Raw genomic sequence first — 17899 nt, forward strand, 5'->3', positions numbered from 1 at the left:
ATCAGGGCGATGTCGGCGGGCGTGGCGCCGGCGCAGGAGAGCGTGGTGCTGAACGGGAAGTAGTGGATCTCGCCGCCGCGGTGGTCAAGCGTACGGGTGATGACGCTGCCCTCGGTGTTGCTGGAGGAGAGGTCGGTGAGGCTGGCGTTGGGGGCGTAGATGGTGCCCTCGACGGTGGCGGCGTTCGGGGTGAGGGTGAGCGCGGTGGCGGTCGGGAAGTTGAACAGGACGTAGCGCGCCTGCGGCCCACCGATCCCGGCGAAGTTCGGCGCGGTCCAGGCGAACGTGTTGCCCACGCCGCTGGTGTCCACGTTGACCAGCAGTGGCGTGTCGGCGGTCGGCTGGCTCGCGAAGGTCAGGGTCTGGATGTTGGCCAGGTCGGCGGCGGTCAGGTTGAGCACGTTCGTCACGCCTGGGGTCAACGTGACGACGGCGTTGCTGCCCGGCGGGATCGGGCGGGGCAGCACGTCGCCGTTCGGCGTCCGCAGCACCACTGTGTTGTCGCAGGTGGCCAGGCCGGCCGTGGTGTCCCGGAAGGCGGCGAACGCCCCGGCGAAGTTGATCGGCGAGGTCGGCCCGACGCTGGCAACCGGCTGCCGGGTGACCAGCTCCACCCGGGGTGAGGCGTCGTAGTCGTTCGCCGGCAGGATCCGGGTGTTGACCTGGGCGCCGTTGTTGTCGGTGTTGCGGACGAAGGTGCCGGTCAGGTTGCCGACCTTGGCGTAGCCGTTGGAGAGCACCTGGAGGCGGCTGCCGCCGACGCTGCCGGCGAAGTTGACCCGTCCACCCACGACCAGGGCGGTGGGGTTGGCGTCGCCGGGCACCACGAACGATCCGGCGGTCGCGCCGGCGAGCTGGTAGTTGCCGAAGGTGAGGTCGCCGCCGACGGCGAGGGTTCCCTCGTTCTCGTCGTTGTTCACTGTGGCGTTGCCCTCGGTCATCACGCCGAAGCTCAGCGCCTCGGCGACCGGGTCGACGGGGCCGATGGCCTCGTCGACGGCGGCCAGTACCGGGTTGATCGGGGTGGGTGCGCCAGGCGCCGGCACCAGCAGACCGTTGACCGTCAGCACGCCCGCGACGGCGGCCAGCGCCGTCGCCCGTGACCTGCGGCTACCCCACCACGAAATCCTCATCACGCCCCCGTTGGTTCGAATGTGCCAGGGGAGCTTATAGGGGCAAAAACACCCTTATGCCGCGTTTGTCCGAATGGTGGCCCTGCCGGGCGGGCTTCGAACTGTGCGCACCGAACTTCCGTGTTTATGATCGACAACCCCCGACCGGGGCCCGACACGGCCGATCGATTCGGTCCGGAGCAGAGCTGAGGTGCGCGACGGTGATCCGCGAGGCGTACGCCTGCTGGGTGCGCGAACCCGGCGTGGCCGAGATCCAGCCGGTGTCGCTGACCGCCCCGGGCCCCGACGAGGTGCTGGTCCGGACCCGCTACTCCGGGGTCAGCCGGGGCACCGAGACGCTGGTCTTCGCCGGCCGGGTGCCCGCCGACCAGTACGCCACGATGCGCGCGCCGTTTCAGGAGGGCGAGTTCCCCGGCCCGGTGAAGTACGGCTACCTCAGCGTCGGCGTCGTCGAGCAGGGCCCGCCGGAGCTGCTCGGGCGAACGGTGTTCTGCCTGCACCCGCACCAGAGCGCGTACGTCGTGCCGGTGAGTGCCGTGGTGCCGGTGCCGGAGGGTGTGCCGGCCGCCCGAGCGGTGCTCGCCGGCACTGTGGAGACGGCCGTCAACGCCCTGTGGGACGCGGCGCCGCTGGTCGGCGACCGGGTCACAGTGATCGGCGCGGGCATGGTGGGCTGCTGCGTCGCGGCGCTGCTGGCTCGGTTCCCCGGCGTGCACGTCGAGTTGGTCGACACCGACGCCCGCAGGGCCGGCGTCGCCGGGGCCCTCGGCGTCGACTTCGCCAACCCGGCCGACGCCAGTGGCGACCGGGACCTGGTCGTGCACGCCAGCGCCACCGCCGCCGGCCTGCAACAGTCGCTGGACCTGCTCGCCCCGGAGGGCACCGTCATCGAGCTGAGCTGGTACGGCGACCGCCCCGTGCAGGTGTCACTGGGCGGGGCGTTCCACTCGGGTCGACTCAGCGTGCGCAGCAGCCAGGTCGGCATGGTGGCACCCGCCCGACGGGGACGGCGCAGTTACGCCGACCGACTGGCGCTCGCCCTGGACCTGCTCGACGACCCGGCCTTCGACGCGTTGATCACCGGCGCCTCGCGCTTCGCGGAGCTACCCGACGTGCTCGCCAGACTGACCTCGGGCGACCTGCCCGCGCTCTGCCACCTCATTACCTACGAAGACGGAGAGTGATCGTGTTCAGCGTGACCGTTCGGGACCACATGATGATCGCCCACAGTTTCCGAGGTGAGGTGTTCGGGCCCGCCCAAAAGCTGCACGGCGCGACGTTCGTGGTGGACGCGACGTTCCGCCGGCCGGACGTGGACGCCGACGGGATCGTGGTGGACATCGGCCTGGCCACCGAGCAGCTGCGGGCCGTGCTGAGCGAGCTGACCTACCGCAACCTCGACGACGAGGCGGCCTTCGCCGGGGTGAACACCACCACCGAGGTGCTGGCCCGTACGGTCGCGGACCGGCTGGTCGAACGCGTGCACGCCGGTGAGCTGGGCGCGGGGGCGCGCGACCTGACCGGCATCACTGTCACCCTGCACGAGTCGCACATCGCCTGGGCGAGCTACGAGCGGTCGTTGTGACCGAAGCGGGCCGGGCGGTGCACGTCGTCCTGCCCGGTGACATCGACGATCCGGCCACGCCCAGCGGCGGCAACTCCTACGACCGGCGGATCTGTACCGGTCTGGGCGAGCGCGGCTGGTCGGTGCACGAGCATCCGGTGCCCGGCACGTGGCCGCATCCCGATCCGGCCGACCGGGCGACGCTGGGCGGGGTGCTCGCCGCCGCGCCCGACGACGCCGTGGTGCTGATCGACGGCCTGATCGCCTCGGCCGTGCCGGACCTGCTCGCCCCGCACGCCCGTCGGCTGCGCCTGGTGCTGCTGGTGCACCTGCCGCTGGACGACGAGCCGGAGGCCCGCGCGCTGGCCACCGCCCGGGCCGTCGTCACCACCAGCGAGTGGACCCGCCGAGCCCTGCTGGCCCGCCATCCGGCCCTCGCCGGCCGGGTCCGGGCCGCGCCGCCCGGGGTGCGGCCCGCGCCGCCGGCAGCCGGCTCGGCGGCCGGTGACCGGTTGCTCTGCGTCGCGGCGGTCACCCACCACAAGGGGTACGACGTGCTGGTCGACGCGTTGGCCACGCTGGTCGGCCGGCCCTGGACGATGCTCTGCGTGGGCACTCTGGCCCGCGAACCGGATCTGGTGCAACGGCTGCGCGACCGGTTGACCGGAGCGGGCCTCACCGAGCGGGTGCGACTGGTCGGCCCGCTGACCGGCGCGGCGTTGGACGACGCGTACGCCGCCGCCGACCTGCTGGTGCTGCCGTCGAGAGGCGAGACGTACGGCATGGTCGTCACCGAGGCGCTGGCCCGCGGCCTGCCGGTGGTGACCACCGAGGTGGGCGGGCTGCCGGAGGCGCTCGGTCACGCGCCCGGCGGTGACCGCCCGGGACTGCTGGTCCCACCCGGTGACCCGGCGGCGCTGGCCGCCGCGCTGATCCGCTGGCTGGACGACGACGCGCTACGCGCCCGGCTGCGGCGGGCCGCTCTCGCCCGGCGCGACACCCTGACCGACTGGCCGGTGACCACCGGGTTGCTGGCCGGCGTGCTGAAGGAGGTGGCGGAATGACCGCCGAGGAGACCCTGCCGTTCGCCGACTGGCTGCGGTTGCGTGAGCCGGCCGACGCGGCGGCGCGCGCCGAGGACCTGCTGGATGCCGTCCGGGCCCGGCTGACCGGCGACACCCCGACGGTGATCCATGACCTGGGCAGCGGCACCGGGTCGATGAGTCGTTGGCTGGCCGCCCGGCTACCCGGACCGCAGCACTGGGTGCTGCACGACCGGGACGCCGACCTGCTGGCCCGGGCCGCCGAGGGCATGCGGGGGGTGACAGCCGCCGACGGCGCCCCGGTCACCGTCCACACCCGCTGCGGCGACCTCACCCGGCTGACCGCCGACGACCTCGCCGACGGTTCCCTGGTCACCGCATCCGCGCTGCTGGACATGCTCACCGCCCAGGAGGTCGAACGGGTGGCGGCCGCCTGCGTCGGCCGGCCAGCCCTGTTCGCCATCTCGGTGACCGGGCGGGTCCGGTTCACCCCGGCCGACCCGCTCGACGAGGCGGTCGAGGCCGCGTTCAACGACCACCAGCGGCGTACCGTCGAGGGCCGGCGGCTGCTCGGCCCGGACGCCGTCGCCGCCACCGCCGCCGCGTTCGCCCGGCTCGGCGTCGACGTGCGGGAACGGCTCAGCCCGTGGCGTCTCGGCCCGGAGCAGTCCGACCTGACCGCCGAATGGTTCCGAGGATGGCTCGGGGCCGCCTGCGAGCAGCGCCCCGACCTGGCCGAACCCGCCCAGGCGTACGCCCGCCGCCGGTTGGCCGACGCGGCTGCCGGCCGACTCACGGTGCTCGTCGAACACACTGACCTCCTCGCGGGTGGATGAACCGTTCACGCCCTGGGTACGTGCACTAGGGCAAGTGGACGATCTTCAAAAAGGAGGCCGGCGCCGATGTTCTGGGCCTGGGCACGAGTGGTCGGCGGGGTGGGTCTGCTCGCCGTCCTGCTGTGGCAGGTGGGCAGCGGCCCGTTCCTCGCCGGAGTACGACTGATCGACGCGTCAGCGTTGGCTGCGGCGCTGGTCATCGGGGTGCTCACCACTGTCTGCGCGGCGTGGCGGTGGAGCCTTGTCGCCGGCGGCCTCGGCGTACGCCTGCCACTGGCGACCGCTGTGGCGCACTGCTACCGGGCCGTGTTCCTCAACGCCACACTGCCCGGCGGGGTGCTCGGCGACGTGCACCGGGCGGTACGCCACGGCCGCGACGCCGGCGACGTGAGCCGGGGCATCCGCGCTGTGGTCTGGGAGCGTGCCGCCGGGCAGGTGGTCCTGGTCGGGGTCGCGCTGGTGGTGCTCGCCGCCTTCCCGTCGCCGGTCCGGCCGTACCTGCCGGTCGCCGCCGCGCTGCTCGTCGCCGGCGGGCTGGTCGTCGTGCTGCTGGCCCGGGTCCTCCCGAACGGTGGCGGGTCGCGCTGGGCGACGGCACTGCGTACCGCCGTGGCGGACGTACGGTCGGGCCTGCTGGCGCGGCGCACCTGGTTCGGTGTGCTGGTCGCCTCGGCCGTGATGGTCGCCGGTCACCTGGCCACCTTCCTGGTGGCGGCGCGTACCGCCGGATCGGACGCCCCGCTGTCCCGACTGCTGCCGTTGACGTTGCTCGCCCTGCTCGCCATGGGCCTGCCGTTGAACGTGGCCGGTTTCGGGCCGCGCGAGGGGGTGGCGGCGTGGGTGTTCGGCGCGGCCGGCCTCAGCGCGGCCGAGGGCATCGCCACCGCCACCGTCTACGGCGCACTGGTGTTGGTGGCCAGCCTGCCCGGGGCCGCCGTGTTGCTGGCCCGTCGGCGTCGAATTCCGGTCGCCGCTCGGGAAGCCGCCTCCGGCGGCGGATGTTGAGTCGGTTGTGAGACGGTACGCGTCGCCGGACGGCGGTGGCGCCGGACAAAGGAGTCCCATGCCCGAAGCATTGCCGGTTGCCACGATCCGCACGCAGGTCACGGTGCCGCTGGCGTTTCCGGATGGCTACACCACGACAGCCCGGGTGTTCACCTTCAAGGGCCTGGTGGACGGTCGGGAGCACCTGGCCCTCGGCCTCGGCGACTGGGCGGGAGCCCTGGACCGGCTCGCCGCCGGGGGAGTAGCCCCGCTGGTCCGTCCTCACAGCGAGTGCCTGACCGGCGACGTGTTCGGCAGCCAACGCTGCGACTGCGGGCCGCAACTGCGCGAGGCGGTGCAGCGGATCGCCGAGACCGGCGGTTTCCTGCTCTACCTCCGGCAGGAGGGCCGTGGCATCGGCCTGTACGCCAAACTCGACGCGTACGCGTTGCAGGACGCCGGGTTGGACACCTACCAGGCCAACGTCGCGCTGGGCCGGGGCGAGGACGAGCGGGACTACACCGCCGCCGCGCAGATGCTGGCCACGTTGGGCGTGCCGCGGGTCCGACTGCTGAGCAGCAACCCGGACAAGGCCGAGCAGTTGACCCGGCTCGGCGTGGACGTTGCCGAACGGGTGCTCACCAGCGTCTTCCTCTCGCCGGCCAACGCCGAATACCTGGCGGCGAAGGCGGCCAAGGCGGCGGAGGTCGAGGCGGCCGAGGCAGTCGAGGCGGCGGATGTGCTCGCGGGCCGGGCGCCTGAGCGGCCCGTCTCCCGATGAGTTGGCGGCCGGGCCCGACGCGGCCGTACGTGCTGCTGAGTTGTGCCGCCTCCATCGACGGGTACATCGACGACGCCTCCGAGCAGCGGTTACTGCTGTCCAACGAGGAGGACCTGGACCGCGTCGACGCGGTCCGGGCCAGCTGCGATGCCATCCTGGTCGGCGCCGGCACCGTCCGACGAGACGATCCTCGGCTGCTGGTGCGCTCCCCGAGCCGCCGGGCCGAGCGGGTGGCGGCCGGTCGACCCGCCTCGCCCACCAAGGTCACCCTGACCGCTCAGGGCGACCTCGACCCGAGCGCCCGCTTCTTCACCGCCGGTGATTCGGCCCGGCTCGTCTACTGCGCCACTGGCGCGCGGGACAAGACCGAGGAGCGGGTCGGCCGACTGGCCACCGTGATCGACGCGGGTGAGCCCGTCGACCCGGGGTGGTTGCTGACCGACCTGGCCGGGCGGGGCGTACAACGGTTGATGGTGGAGGGCGGCGGGACGGTGCACGCCCAGTTCCTCGCCGCGGGTCTCGCCGACGAACTGCACCTGGTGGTCGCCCCGTTCTTCGTCGGTGACGGCCGGGCGCCCCGCTTCGTCGGCGAGGGTCGTTTCCCCTGGCACCCGGGTCGCCGCGCCCGTCTGGCCGAGGCCCGCCAGATCGGCGACGTGGTCCTGCTCCGCTACGCCCTCTCCGACCGCTGCCCCACCAACCCCGCCGCCCGCCCCACGGACCCGCCCGCCCCTACCGGTCCCACGCGTTGATCATGGGGTTGGCGGGTGATTCGATCTCCACGGACCCCGCCAACCTCATGATCATCCCGACCGGGTGGGTGGGGTGGCGTTATTTGTGTGGACGGTGGGGGTGGGTTCGGACAGGATTTCCGGATGTCCGTACCGAACCTGGCCCTGCTGCGCTGGCAGTTCGACCTGACGTGGTCGCTGTTCGAGTACCACCTTGAGCGACTCGACTATGCGGACTTCCTCTGGGAGCCGGCCGACCACTGCTGGTCGGTGCGGCAGAGCACCGACGGCACCTGGACCCCGGACTGGGCCGACACCGAACCCGACCCGGTCCCGGTGCCGACGATCGGCTGGCTCACCTGGCACGTCGGCTGGTGGTGGACGGTGGCGATGGACCATCTCCGGGGTGGATCAGCCCGGCAGCGCACGGCCGTTGTCTGGCCGGGCGCGGGCGAGCCGAGTGTCGCCTGGCTGCGTGGACTGCGCACCGAATGGCTGGGTCTGCTCGACCAGTTCGGCGACAGCGACAGCGACCTCGACCGCATCGCGACGTTCCCCTGGCCGGACGGGACCGACCACACCGTCACGCACACGATCGGTTGGGTCAACTCCGAACTGATGAAGAACGTCGCGGAGATCGGTCAGCTCCGGCTGCTCCGCGCCGCACGCACCGATCGGGGCGGCCCGGCTGCTCGACCGTAGTACTTTCGCCACACGAGTGCCGTGACGAAACCGGAGGCGGCGTGCTCAGTGCCCGGTGTGTCGAGTGCGAGGCGGACCTGCCCGTCGGCACCGGCCGGGGGCGCCCGCGCCGCTACTGCTCCCGTCGCTGCCAGGCCCGCGCGTACCGCAGGCGTCGAGAGCACGGCCCCACCAGCAGCCCACGTCGTATTCGGGACCTGCCCGCGCCGACCGGCGGCGACCCGCGCCACCGGTTGGTCGCCCTCGCGGTCGAGCTGGCGGACGCGGGCGGTCTGGACGCCGTCTCCCTGCGGGTCCTCGCCCAACGCGCCGGCCTGCCCGCCCACGCCGTCTACCGGCACGTCCGGAACCGGGTCGATCTCCTCGCCGCGATGGCCGAGCAGATCACCGCCACCCGCCCGCCCGGCACCGCGCCACTACCGCGCGATCCGCGCCAACGGCTCGAACGGCTGGCCGGGGACGAGTGGGCGATGTACCGCGGACATCCCTGGCTGCTGGCCATCCTCGCCACCGACCGGCCGCCGACCGGGCCGGCGGTACTCGCCATGGTCGACCGGGTGGTGACGGCGTTCACCAGCGCCGGGTACGAACCGGCCGAGGCGTTCCGCGCCTACCTGGCGCTCAGCGGCTACATCCAGGGCATGGCCCTGCTCATCCGGCGTGACCCCGAGGACGACACCACCTACCACGCCTGGTGGTCGGCGACCCTCACCCGGCTGGAGCGGACCGGCCGTACCCGGGACCGACAGTGGCTGGCCGCGGCCGGGCAGACCACACCTGACGCCGACCTGGACACCTGGTTCCAGTTCGGCCTGCGCGGGCTGCTCGACGGCCTGTTGCACAGCCCCACTCGGTAGGGTGGCCGGCGTGCCGCGACTGGAGATGATCACCAAAGACAACGTGGAGGCCGCGTGCCGGGTCAGCGTGCGGCCCGACCAGGAGAAGTTCTCGTCTCCGGTCGCCTGGTCCCTCGCCGAGGCGTACGCGCAGCCCGAGATCGCGTGGCCGCGACTGATCGTCGAGGATGACGAGATCGTCGGCTTCCTGATGGGCTTCTTCGACATCGTGTGGGACCCGGCCCAATCGGACGACAGGCGCTCGGGGCTGTGGCGGCTCAACATCGCCGCCGAGCACCAGGGCCGGGGGTACGGCCGCTTCGCGGTACAGGCCGTTCGCGACGAGGCCCGCCGACGTGGGCACGACCGCGTCTACACGACGTGGGAGCCGGGGCCGGATGGCCCGGAGCAGTTCTACCTGAAACTCGGGTTCCAGCTGACCGGTGAGACCAGCGAGAACGAGGTGGTGGGCGTCCACTCCACGCACTGACCGGAGGCAGTGGACGACCCTGGACCGAGTGATCAGGGGTGCGGCGGGGCCTGCGTACGATGCGGGGTCGAGTTCCCCTCGTCGCGGCGGAGGTATCGGGCAATGGCAGGCCAGCACGAGGGTTTCGCCCTCGGCATCGACCTCGGCACGTCCAACACCGTCGCGGTGCTGCGCTGGCCGGACGGGCGGACCCGTCCGCTGCTGATGGACGGTCAACCGCTCAGTCCGTCCGCCGTCTACGCCGACCCGGACGGCACCCTGCACACCGGCTGGGACGCCCGCCGGTTGGCGCAGGCCGACCCGGCCCGGTTCGAGGCGAACCCGAAGCGTCGGGTGGACGAGCCGACAGTGCGGCTCGGCGACCGCGCGTACCCGCCGGCCGACCTGCTCGCCGCGGTGCTGGCGGCGGTCGGCCGGGCAGCTGTGGGCGCCGTGGGTTTCCTGCCGCCGGCCGTGGTCACCTGCCCGGCCGCCTGGGACGCGACGCGGCGACAGGTCCTCGCCGACGCGCTGCTGCGGGCGGGCTGGCCGCAGGCCGCCGAGCACACCCTCGCCGGGCCGACGCCGCCCGGCACCCGGCTGCTGCGGGAGCCGGTGGCCGCCGCCCGCTACTACACGCAGGTGCTGCACCGTCCGGTGCCGGTCGGCGGGGCGATAGCGGTCTTCGACTTCGGTGGCGGGACGCTCGACGTCGCGGTGCTGCGCAACGAGGGCGCCGACCCCTGGGGTGACTCCGGCTTCAGCGTGGTCGCCGACGGTGGCCTGCCCGACCTGGGCGGTCTGGACCTCGACGCGGCGCTGGTGCGGCGGGTCGGCGAGTTGGTCGATGAGCGGCACGCCGCGCAGTGGGCCCGGCTCACCCGACCGGCGGATCCGGCGCAGCGCCGCGACCAGGTCCGGCTCACAGACGAGGTACGTGGTGCGAAGGAAACCCTGTCCCGGTCTACGGTCGCCCCGGTCGCGGTGCCGGGAGTGGCCGAGACGATCCAGCTGACCCGGGCGGACGTCGAGCGGGTGGCCACGCCGCTGCTGCGCCGGGCGGTGCAGCGGGCCCGGGAGGTCATCGCCGCCGCCGGGCTGCGCCCCGATCAGCTCGACGGGTTGTTCCTCGTGGGCGGGTCGTCACGAATCCCGCTGGTGGCCCGCATGCTGCACGCCGAGCTGGGGATCGCGCCGACCGTGCTGGACCAGCCCGAGTTGCCGGTGGCCGAGGGCGCCCTGACCGACCTGCCGCTGCGCAAGCCGCTACCTGCCCCGGCGTACGCGGGAGCGCCGCTCGCGCCACCCGCGCCGGCTCCGGTGAGCCCGCCCGCGCCGGCTGGATCGCCCGCGCCGGTCGTACCGTCGCAGCCCTGGCCGGGGTCGACCCCGCCGGCGGGGCCGCCGCCCAGGCCGGGCCTGGCCGGCGCCACCCCGACCCCGGCCGGCGGCGCGACAGGCTGGCGACGGGCGCGCTGGGTGGTGCTCGGCGCGGTGCTGGCCCTGGTCGGGGTGGCCGCCGCGGCGACGCTCTACCTGACCCGGGACCGCTATCCGGATCTGACGTTCGACTCGCTGCGCGAGCTGTCCCGGCTGTCGGCTGGCGCCGAACGGCCGCTCGACATGTGGACGGCGGTGCTCGACGACCGGGCCTACCTCGCGTTTCCGCTGCCCGACGACCGGCTGGAGGTGGTGGCCGTCGACGCGGGCGACGGCCGCGAGTTGTGGCGCGAGCAGACCGACGTGCGGGCCGACGACTGGGAGACGATCATCGCCGTCCCCGGGGCGGTAGCGGTCCTCGCCGACGCACCGGGCGACAGCACCCCCCGACCGCTGGCCGTCCTCGACGGTCGTACCGGCGAGCAGCGCTGGCAGCGCGTACTGAGTGGTGACGACGACGTCTACTTCGCCGACGACACGGCGGTGCTGGTGGACCGGGCCGCTGACGAACTGGTCGGCCTGCGCCTGACCAACGGCTCGGCGAAGTGGACGCAGCCCAACCCCCGCGGCCAGTACGCCGGTGGCCGTACCGTGGTCCGGCCGGTCGGCACCGACGCGGCGGCGGGCGGACCTGCCTTCCTCGACGGCACGCCCCGCAACCCGTGGACGAGCAAGGGGCGGCGACTCGTCCAGGTGGGTGCGGACCGGTCGGTGCGGCTGCTCGACATGGCATCCGGCGCGGTGCTGCGCCAGTGGGGGAGCGTCGCCGACCTCGACGATCTGGTGGTCGCCCACGAGGACCGCCTGTACGTGGCCGCCAACGAGGGCGGTTACCAGCTGCTCGCGTACGACCTGGGTTCCGACGCCGAGCCGGTGGTGCTGCACCGTTCCGGCAACGACGAGTACCGCCCGAAGGAGCTGGTGGCCTGCGGTGAGCGGCGGGCCTGCCTGTTGCAGGTGCCCAACAACGACGCGGCGCGCACCGAGGTGGTGGCGGCCACCGAGGGTGAGGGCATGATCAGGTGGTCGGCGCCGGGCGTGACCGGCCTGATTCCGTTGGGTGAGCAGGTGCTCGCCCAACGGGAGTTGCCGGAGCCCACCGTCACCGTTTTCGACGCCGCCGGCAAGCCGGTGCTGCGCGACCGGGGCGGGGTGGCGGTCCGCCTGGACGCGGGCAACCTGCTGGTCTTCGCCAAGGCGCCCAGCCTGGTCGCGGACAACCGGGTGCTGGCTGGGGTGTGGGCCGAGTCCGGGGAGGTCGACGAGTTGGGTGAGCTGAAGGACGTGCGCAGCTCGTCCTGCTCGTGGAACACCCACGTGATCGCCTGTGGCGCGGAGAAGGACTTCGTGCTGTACCGCTTCACCGACGACTGACGTCGTCGGCCCACCGGTCAGCTCGTACGATGCTCCGGTGAATCTTCGAGGTACGGTCCGCGCCGATCGTCCGTTGGTGGTTCTTGCCGTGGGCGAGGAGGCCCGCTACCTGCCACCCGACCTGCCGGTCCTGCTCACCGGCATGGGCAAGGTGAACGCCGCCAGCGCGGTGGCCGCGGTACTGGCCGCCGGGCCGCGCCCCGCCCTGCTGCTCAACCTGGGTACGGCCGGCGCGTTGCGCCCCGGGCTGGCCGGCATCCACGAGGTCGCCACAGTGCTCCAGCACGACCTGGACACCGAGCTGCTGCGCACGCTCACCGGCGAGACCTACGGGGCGCCGCTGTCGCTGGCCGCCGAGGGCGCGGTGCTCGCGACCGGTGACACCTTCGTGGCCGACGACGCCGAGCGGGACCGGTTGGCGCAGCGCGCCGACCTGGTCGACATGGAGGGGTACGCGGTGGCCTGGGCAGCGGCGCAGGCCGGCGTGCCGTGCCGGCTGGTCAAGCAGGTCAGCGACGAGGCGGGCGATGGTGCGGCCCGGACCTGGCAGGAGTCGGTGGACGCGTGCGCCCGGGACCTCGCCGAGTGGGCCGGTCGACACTGTGCCTGACTAAGCAGGGGTCAGTCGTCGGGTTGCCGCATCCGCAGGCCCGGTGTGGTCTCCCGGGCCGCTCCGGGAATCAGGATGTGCGCCGCCAGCGTGAGCGCCACGACGGCGGTGACCAGCAGCGGCGGCCAGCGGCCGGCCCACGGCAGCGTGAGCAGCGGCAGGGGGAGGCAGAGCATTCGCCGCCACGGCACGAGCATGGACACCAGCAGGGTGAACAGGGCACGGCCGATCACGAACAGCGCGGGGCCGCCCAGGATCAGTAAGAGCCACCCCACCGGCGTGGTGCCGGTCGGCCGGGTGACGACCAGGTCGAACGAGGCCGCCGTGGCGACCACCCCGGCCAGCATCACCAGGTGGGTGTACGGAGCCACCCGGGCCGGCCGGCCCGACTTCGGCCCGGCCCCCGCCTCCAGCAACTCGCCGGCCCGGAAGACGTAGACCTGCCAGAGCAGCAGCATGATGGCGAACGCGCAGAACAGCGCGGCGACCCGGAGCCCGGCCAGCGGGCCCCGGCTGACCTGCAGCGTGGGAACCAGGATGATGTCGCCGAGGGCCAGGATGATGAACTGCTGGTACCGCTCGCCGAGATGCGCGGTGGTCCGCTCGTACTGGTCGAAGGGCACCCGGCCCAGCCGGGGCGTGGGGTAGCGGGCCGCCGCGGAGAGCAGGTCGATAGTGATGGCGATGGTCCAGAGGGCCCAGCTCACAGTGCCGGACACCGCGCCGGTGATCCAGAAGACGCCGGACACCACGAACCAGAAGAAGAAACGGGTGGCCCGGACCATGGCCGCCCGATGTCGTTTCCGGTACAACGTCGTGACCAGGATGATGCCGCGGATCACGTGCGTGCCGACGTAGGAGATCGCGAAGACCATCGCGTGCCCGTCGGAGACCATCGGCAACGACGCCGCCATCCCCACCGAACCGACCATGGCGACCATCAGGATGGCCTGGATGGGGCGTTGCTGCGGGTCGTAGAACTCGGTGGTCGTGGAGGTGACCGACCAGGTCCACCAGATCGCGGTCAGCATCAGCAGGACCATCGCGGCGCCGGACCAGTTGTGGGTTTCCGCGAGCAGGGTCGAGGTCAGCGCGAGCGAGGCCACGAAGACCACGTCGAAGAGCAACTCCAGCAGCGTTGCCCGGGTCGAACCGTCCGGCCGGCGTACCAGTGCCGCGGTGCCTCCGGTGGTCATGCCCGGCCTCCCGCCGTGTCTCCGAGGATTATCGGCGGTGCCGGCGCGGCCCGTCCCGGGATCGGCGATTCCCGCCGGCCGGGGAGGGGCAGGGGTCAGTCGGCGGGTTGCCGCAGCCGCAGGCCCGGCGTGGTCTCCCGGGCCGCACCGGGAAACAGGATGTGACCGGCCAACCCGAGTGCCACGATCGTGGCCACCAGCACCGGCGGCCAACCGCCGGCCCACGGCAGCACCAGCAGCGGCAGGAGCTGCCAGGCAACTCGCCGCCACGGCACGACCCACGACACCGCCATGGTGAACAGGACGCGGCCGACCACGAACAGCGTCGGACCGGCGATGATCAGCACGAGCCACGGCACCGGCGTCGTTCCGGTCGGCCTGGTGACGACCAGGTCGAAGGTGGCGGCAGTGGCGGCCACGCCGGCCAACATGACCAGATGGGTGAACGGAGCCAGCCGCGTTGCCCGGCTCCCCTTGGACCCGGCCGCCACCAACAACTCGCCAGCGCGGAAGACGTAGATCTGCCAGAGCAGCAGCATGGTGGCAAAGGCGCAGAGCAGGGAGGCGAGCCGGAGGTGATCGAGGTGGCCCCGGCTGACCTGCAACGTCGGCAACAGGATGATGTCGCCGAGGGCCAGGATGATGAACTGTTGGTACCGCTCGCCCAGGTGCTCGGTCGTCCGCCCGTACTGCGCGAGCGGCACCCGACCCAGCCAGGGTGTGGGGTAGCGGGCCGCCCCGGCGACCAGGTCGATCGTTATGGCGATCGTCCAGAGCCCCCAGTTCGGAGTCTCTGACAGCGCGCCGAGGACCCAGAAGACGCCGGATGCCGTGAACCAACAGAGGAACCGGGTGGCCCGCTCCCTGGCCGTCCGGTGCCCCTGCCGGTGCAGGGCGGTGACCAGAATGACGCAACGAATCACGTGCGTGCCGACGTACGAGATCACGAACAGCATCAGGTGCCCGATGCTGACCATCGGCAGCGAGGCCGCCATCCCCACCGAGCCGACCATGGCGATCATCAGAATGGCCTGGATCGGGCGTTGCTGAGGATCGTAGAACTCGGTAGTGGTCGTGGTGACCGACCACGTCCACCAGACCGCTGTCAGCATCAGCAGCAGCTTGGCGCCGCCGGACCAGGAGAGCTCTTCGGACAGCAGTTTCGATGTCAGTGCGAGGGCGGCCACGAAGACCACGTCGAAGAGCAACTCCAGCAGTGTCGCCCTGGTCGACTGGTCCAACCGGCGTACCAGCGCCGCATTCCCCTTGGTGGTCATGCCTGGCCTCCCGCCGCGTCTCCGAGGCATTATCGGCGGCCCCGACACAGGCCGTCCCCGGATCGGTGATTCCCGCCCGTCGGGGAAGAGGGCGTCCGGAGGTTGCCACGGTGTCGGGCGCCGGGCGATGCTTTGCCGCATCCGTCAGTCTCGATCTCTTCGGAGGTTCGGATGCGCCGCTTCCCGCTGGTCGCCCTCGTCCTGACCACCCTGCTGCTCGTCGCGCCCGGCGCGGCGCAGGCCGCCGTCCCCGACCGGTCCGCCGCGCCCGCCGCCGATCCGACGGCCACGCTGACCGGGGTACGCACCCCGGGCACCGCCTGGGGTCTCGACCCCGCCACCGGCCGGATGACCCTCACCGTCGACGACACCGTGGCCCCCGACGAACTGGCGGCGCTGCGGGCGGTGACCGACCGGGCCGGAGTGCTGCTTCGCCGCGAACCCGGAACGCTGCGCCCCCTGATCGCCGGCGGGCAGGGCATCTACGGCGGCGGTGGCGCGCGCTGCTCGCTCGGCGCCAACGCGCGCAGCGGCAGCACCTACTACGTGATCACCGCCGGGCACTGCACCACCGCCGCCGCCACCTGGTACGCCGACAGCGCCCAGACCACAGTGCTCGGCACCCGCACCGCCACCAGCTACCCCACAAACGATTACGGGCTGATCCGCTACACCGGCCGGATCGCCCACCCGAGCGCGGTCTACACCTACCCCGGCCTGCTGACCATCAACGGTCCCGGCAACGCGTACATCGGTCAGGCGGTGTGCCGCAGCGGCAGCACCACCGGCGTGCGCTGCGGCACCGTCACCGGTCTCAACCAGACCGTCAACTACGCCACCGGCGTGATCTACGGACTGATCCGCACCAACATCTGCGCCGAGCCGGGGGACAGCGGTGGACCGCTCTACGTGGCCTCCACCGGCAGGATCCTCGGCATCCTCTCCGGTGGCACCGGCAACTGCACCGCCGGCGGCACCACCTACTACCAGCCGATCGCGGAGGTGCTGGCCGCGTACGGGCTGACGTTGCCCTGAGACGTCGAGGTGTGACGCGCGACAGGTTGCCCGTCCCGCGCGGGACACCTAGGCTCGGCGACGCCCAGCACCCCCGCCGCGAGGACGTGTGCCCGATGCCGACCGCCCCCCGACCTGACCAGCCGAGTGCTCCGGCCGGCCTTCCGTCGATCGAGGTGGCGGCCGTGGGGGAGACGATGGTGGTGCTCTGTCCCGCGCCGGGTGAGCCGCTGGAGAGCGCCGAGCGGGTCGCCGTCTCGGTCGGTGGGGCCGAGTCCAACGTGGCCGGTTACCTGGCCCGCCTGGGACACCTGACGACCTGGGTGAGCCGGGTCGGCGACGACCCCTTCGGTCGGGCCGTCGTCCGGCACGTCGCCGCCGCCGGAGTCCGCGTCGACCAGGTCTGCGTGGACCCGGCCGCTCCCACCGGCCTGTACGTCAAGGACCCCGGCCCGGAGGGGACCGCCGTGCACTACTACCGGGCCGGGTCGGCGGCCGCCCGCATGGACCCCGCCACGCTGGCCGACCCGGCGCTGGCGGGTGCCCGGGTGCTGCACCTGTCCGGAATCACCCCGGCGCTGTCCGCGTCCTGCCGGGCGCTGGTCGAGCATGCGGTGACCGACCGGCCGCTGGCGCGGGCGTTGGTCAGCTTCGACGTCAACCACCGGGCCCGGCTGTGGTCCGCCGAGCAGGCCGCGCCGGTGCTGCGTGACCTCGCCAACCGCTGCGACCTCGTCTTCGTCGGGCAGGACGAGGCGGAAACCCTCTGGGGCGCCACCGACCCGGCGGCCGTCCGTGAGCTGTTGCCCGATCCGGAGACCGTGGTGGTCAAGGACGGCGCGGTGGGCGCGACCGCGCTGGTCCGCGACGCCGAACCGGTCTTCGTTCCCGCGCCCCGGGTGACGGTGGTGGAACCGGTCGGCGCCGGGGACGCCTTCGCCGCCGGCTATTTGGCCGGGCTGCTCCGCGGCCTCGACCCGGTGCGGCGGTTGCGCCTCGGTCACCTCGTCGCGGCACAGGCGTTGACCAGCAGCGGCGACAATGCCCCCGTCCCGCAGTGGGCCTGGTTCGAGAAACTCATCGACGCCCCCGCCGACGCCTGGTCGCCACTCGACCCGACCGACCCGGGCGCGACGACCTGAGCCGGGCCGGCGGATTGCGACCCGACCAGCAGCAACAGTCCCACCGCGACCTCGGATGGAGTGCACCATGACCACACCGGACTTCGACCACATCTTCGGCGGCGCCCGGGTGATGGCGATCCTGCGCGGCCTGCCGGTCGCCGAGACCGTTCGACTCGCCGAGCGTGCCTGGGATCTCGGCATCGACGTGGTGGAGGTTCCGGTGGCCACCGCCGACGCGGTGCCGGCGCTGCGGGCCGCCGTCGAGGCGGGGGCCGCGCGTGACCGGATCGTCGGCGCCGGCACCGTGCTCGACGTCGACCAGGTCGCCGCGGCGGCCGACGCGGGCGCCCGGTTCACCGTCGCGCCCGGCCTGGACCTCGCGGTCGCCGACGCCGCCGCCGCGCGTGGCCTTCCGCACCTGCCTGGTGTGGCCACCCCCACCGAGGCCCAGCAGGCACTGCGGCACGGCCTCACCTGGCTCAAGGCGTTCCCCGCGATCTCCCTCGGCCCGGCCTGGTTCAAGGCCGTCGCCGGCCCGCTGCCGCAGGTGCGCTTCGTCGCCACCGGCGGCCTCGACGCCGGCAACGCGGGAGCGTTCCTGCAAGCAGGCGTACGCGTGGTGGCCGTCGGCTCCGCCCTCTCCGACCCCACCCAACTGGACGCCCTAGCCAAGCTGACCCGCAGCGCCCTCTAACCCCCCCGCCCCGCACCCCAACCACCCAGCCGCGATCTTGCACTTTCTGTCCCGACGAAGGTCGCGAATCGGGGCACATCGGTGACCGTAA

At 72.9% G+C, this 17899-nt stretch carries 17 protein-coding genes and 1 pseudogene; 15 read left to right on the plus strand and 3 right to left on the minus strand.

Annotated elements, in window-relative coordinates; all coding sequences use genetic code 11:
* Nucleotides 1-32 precede the first annotated feature (32 nt).
* Nucleotides 33-1133, minus strand: a pseudogene (locus tag OG992_RS03350) (choice-of-anchor A family protein); the annotation flags it as partial.
* A 200-nt stretch (nucleotides 1134-1333) separates the two neighbouring features.
* Between OG992_RS03350 and OG992_RS03355 the strand changes: the two are divergent.
* The 12 genes from OG992_RS03355 to OG992_RS03410 all read left to right on the plus strand — a co-directional run bounded on the left by OG992_RS03355 (nucleotide 1334) and on the right by OG992_RS03410 (nucleotide 12503).
* Nucleotides 1334-2317: a zinc-binding alcohol dehydrogenase gene (locus OG992_RS03355; protein ID WP_238682389.1), complete on the plus strand. Its 984-nt coding sequence runs from the start codon at nucleotides 1334-1336 to the stop codon at nucleotides 2315-2317.
* Between the two features lie 2 nt (nucleotides 2318-2319).
* Nucleotides 2320-2718: a 6-carboxytetrahydropterin synthase gene (locus OG992_RS03360; protein WP_238682388.1), complete on the plus strand. Its 399-nt coding sequence runs from the start codon at nucleotides 2320-2322 to the stop codon at nucleotides 2716-2718.
* A complete protein-coding gene (locus OG992_RS03365) occupies nucleotides 2715-3761 on the plus strand; it encodes a glycosyltransferase family 4 protein (RefSeq protein WP_266302312.1) in 1047 nt (348 codons plus the stop codon). The genes OG992_RS03360 and OG992_RS03365 overlap by 4 nt, the downstream gene beginning before the upstream one ends.
* On the plus strand, nucleotides 3758-4576 hold the full coding sequence (locus tag OG992_RS03370; RefSeq protein WP_266302313.1) for a class I SAM-dependent methyltransferase: 819 nt from the start codon (nucleotides 3758-3760) through the stop codon (nucleotides 4574-4576). The genes OG992_RS03365 and OG992_RS03370 overlap by 4 nt, the downstream gene beginning before the upstream one ends.
* Before the next feature lie 66 nt (nucleotides 4577-4642).
* Complete coding sequence (locus tag OG992_RS03375; protein ID WP_238682385.1) at nucleotides 4643-5581, plus strand: lysylphosphatidylglycerol synthase transmembrane domain-containing protein; 939 nt, start codon at nucleotides 4643-4645, stop codon at nucleotides 5579-5581.
* A gap of 58 nt (nucleotides 5582-5639) precedes the next feature.
* Nucleotides 5640-6341, plus strand: coding sequence for a GTP cyclohydrolase II (gene ribA, locus OG992_RS03380; RefSeq protein WP_238682384.1), 702 nt, complete (start codon nucleotides 5640-5642; stop codon nucleotides 6339-6341).
* The gene (locus tag OG992_RS03385; RefSeq protein WP_238682383.1) at nucleotides 6338-7093 is read left to right on the plus strand and encodes a dihydrofolate reductase family protein; all 756 of its coding nucleotides are present in this window, start codon (nucleotides 6338-6340) and stop codon (nucleotides 7091-7093) included. The genes ribA and OG992_RS03385 overlap by 4 nt, the downstream gene beginning before the upstream one ends.
* Before the next feature lie 123 nt (nucleotides 7094-7216).
* The gene (locus OG992_RS03390) at nucleotides 7217-7774 is read left to right on the plus strand and encodes a DinB family protein (RefSeq protein ID WP_266302314.1); all 558 of its coding nucleotides are present in this window, start codon (nucleotides 7217-7219) and stop codon (nucleotides 7772-7774) included.
* A gap of 41 nt (nucleotides 7775-7815) precedes the next feature.
* Entirely contained in the window at nucleotides 7816-8631 is an 816-nt protein-coding gene (locus OG992_RS03395; RefSeq protein ID WP_238682381.1) for a TetR/AcrR family transcriptional regulator, read from the plus strand.
* Nucleotides 8632-8656: 25 nt separating this feature from the next.
* On the plus strand, nucleotides 8657-9100 hold the full coding sequence (locus OG992_RS03400; RefSeq protein WP_266305137.1) for a GNAT family N-acetyltransferase: 444 nt from the start codon (nucleotides 8657-8659) through the stop codon (nucleotides 9098-9100).
* A 102-nt stretch (nucleotides 9101-9202) separates the two neighbouring features.
* Complete coding sequence (locus OG992_RS03405; protein ID WP_266302315.1) at nucleotides 9203-11893, plus strand: Hsp70 family protein; 2691 nt, start codon at nucleotides 9203-9205, stop codon at nucleotides 11891-11893.
* Nucleotides 11894-11930: 37 nt separating this feature from the next.
* Nucleotides 11931-12503 carry a nucleosidase gene (locus tag OG992_RS03410; protein WP_238685137.1) on the plus strand — a complete coding sequence of 191 codons (573 nt, stop codon included), beginning with the start codon at nucleotides 11931-11933 and terminating at the stop codon, nucleotides 12501-12503.
* A gap of 11 nt (nucleotides 12504-12514) precedes the next feature.
* Here OG992_RS03410 and OG992_RS03415 read toward each other — a convergent pair whose 3' ends face one another.
* Both OG992_RS03415 and OG992_RS03420 read right to left on the minus strand, forming a co-directional pair.
* Nucleotides 12515-13699 carry a low temperature requirement protein A gene (locus tag OG992_RS03415; protein ID WP_238685138.1) on the minus strand — a complete coding sequence of 395 codons (1185 nt, stop codon included), beginning with the start codon at nucleotides 13697-13699 and terminating at the stop codon, nucleotides 12515-12517.
* Between the two features lie 95 nt (nucleotides 13700-13794).
* A complete protein-coding gene (locus tag OG992_RS03420) occupies nucleotides 13795-14976 on the minus strand; it encodes a low temperature requirement protein A (RefSeq protein WP_266302316.1) in 1182 nt (393 codons plus the stop codon).
* Between the two features lie 171 nt (nucleotides 14977-15147).
* Here OG992_RS03420 and OG992_RS03425 point away from each other — a divergent pair, with 171 nt between their 5' ends.
* From OG992_RS03425 to OG992_RS03435, 3 genes are all read left to right on the plus strand, one after another.
* Entirely contained in the window at nucleotides 15148-16011 is an 864-nt protein-coding gene (locus OG992_RS03425) for a S1 family peptidase (RefSeq protein WP_266302317.1), read from the plus strand.
* Nucleotides 16012-16106: 95 nt separating this feature from the next.
* Nucleotides 16107-17132 carry a sugar kinase gene (locus OG992_RS03430; protein ID WP_266302318.1) on the plus strand — a complete coding sequence of 342 codons (1026 nt, stop codon included), beginning with the start codon at nucleotides 16107-16109 and terminating at the stop codon, nucleotides 17130-17132.
* A 67-nt stretch (nucleotides 17133-17199) separates the two neighbouring features.
* The gene (locus tag OG992_RS03435; RefSeq protein ID WP_238685142.1) at nucleotides 17200-17808 is read left to right on the plus strand and encodes a bifunctional 4-hydroxy-2-oxoglutarate aldolase/2-dehydro-3-deoxy-phosphogluconate aldolase; all 609 of its coding nucleotides are present in this window, start codon (nucleotides 17200-17202) and stop codon (nucleotides 17806-17808) included.
* Nucleotides 17809-17899: the final 91 nt, after the last annotated feature.

It is taken from the genome of Micromonospora sp. NBC_00362 (assembly GCF_026342155.1).
Taxonomy (GTDB): domain Bacteria; phylum Actinomycetota; class Actinomycetes; order Mycobacteriales; family Micromonosporaceae; genus Micromonospora; species Micromonospora hortensis.

Bases quoted from the DNA above. Each gene is read 5' to 3' on its own strand.
- OG992_RS03420 (WP_266302316.1), bottom strand. From the start codon at position 14,976: ATGACCACCAAGGGGAATGCGGCGCTGGTACGCCGGTTGGACCAGTCG.
- OG992_RS03425 (WP_266302317.1), top strand. From the start codon at position 15,148: ATGCGCCGCTTCCCGCTGGTCGCCCTCGTCCTGACCACCCTGCTGCTC.
- OG992_RS03390 (WP_266302314.1), top strand. From the start codon at position 7,217: ATGTCCGTACCGAACCTGGCCCTGCTGCGCTGGCAGTTCGACCTGACG.
- OG992_RS03385 (WP_238682383.1), top strand. From the start codon at position 6,338: ATGAGTTGGCGGCCGGGCCCGACGCGGCCGTACGTGCTGCTGAGTTGT.
- OG992_RS03430 (WP_266302318.1), top strand. From the start codon at position 16,107: ATGCCGACCGCCCCCCGACCTGACCAGCCGAGTGCTCCGGCCGGCCTT.
- OG992_RS03435 (WP_238685142.1), top strand. From the start codon at position 17,200: ATGACCACACCGGACTTCGACCACATCTTCGGCGGCGCCCGGGTGATG.
- ribA (WP_238682384.1), top strand. From the start codon at position 5,640: ATGCCCGAAGCATTGCCGGTTGCCACGATCCGCACGCAGGTCACGGTG.
- OG992_RS03415 (WP_238685138.1), bottom strand. From the start codon at position 13,699: ATGACCACCGGAGGCACCGCGGCACTGGTACGCCGGCCGGACGGTTCG.
- OG992_RS03405 (WP_266302315.1), top strand. From the start codon at position 9,203: ATGGCAGGCCAGCACGAGGGTTTCGCCCTCGGCATCGACCTCGGCACG.
- OG992_RS03370 (WP_266302313.1), top strand. From the start codon at position 3,758: ATGACCGCCGAGGAGACCCTGCCGTTCGCCGACTGGCTGCGGTTGCGT.
- OG992_RS03400 (WP_266305137.1), top strand. From the start codon at position 8,657: ATGATCACCAAAGACAACGTGGAGGCCGCGTGCCGGGTCAGCGTGCGG.
- OG992_RS03375 (WP_238682385.1), top strand. From the start codon at position 4,643: ATGTTCTGGGCCTGGGCACGAGTGGTCGGCGGGGTGGGTCTGCTCGCC.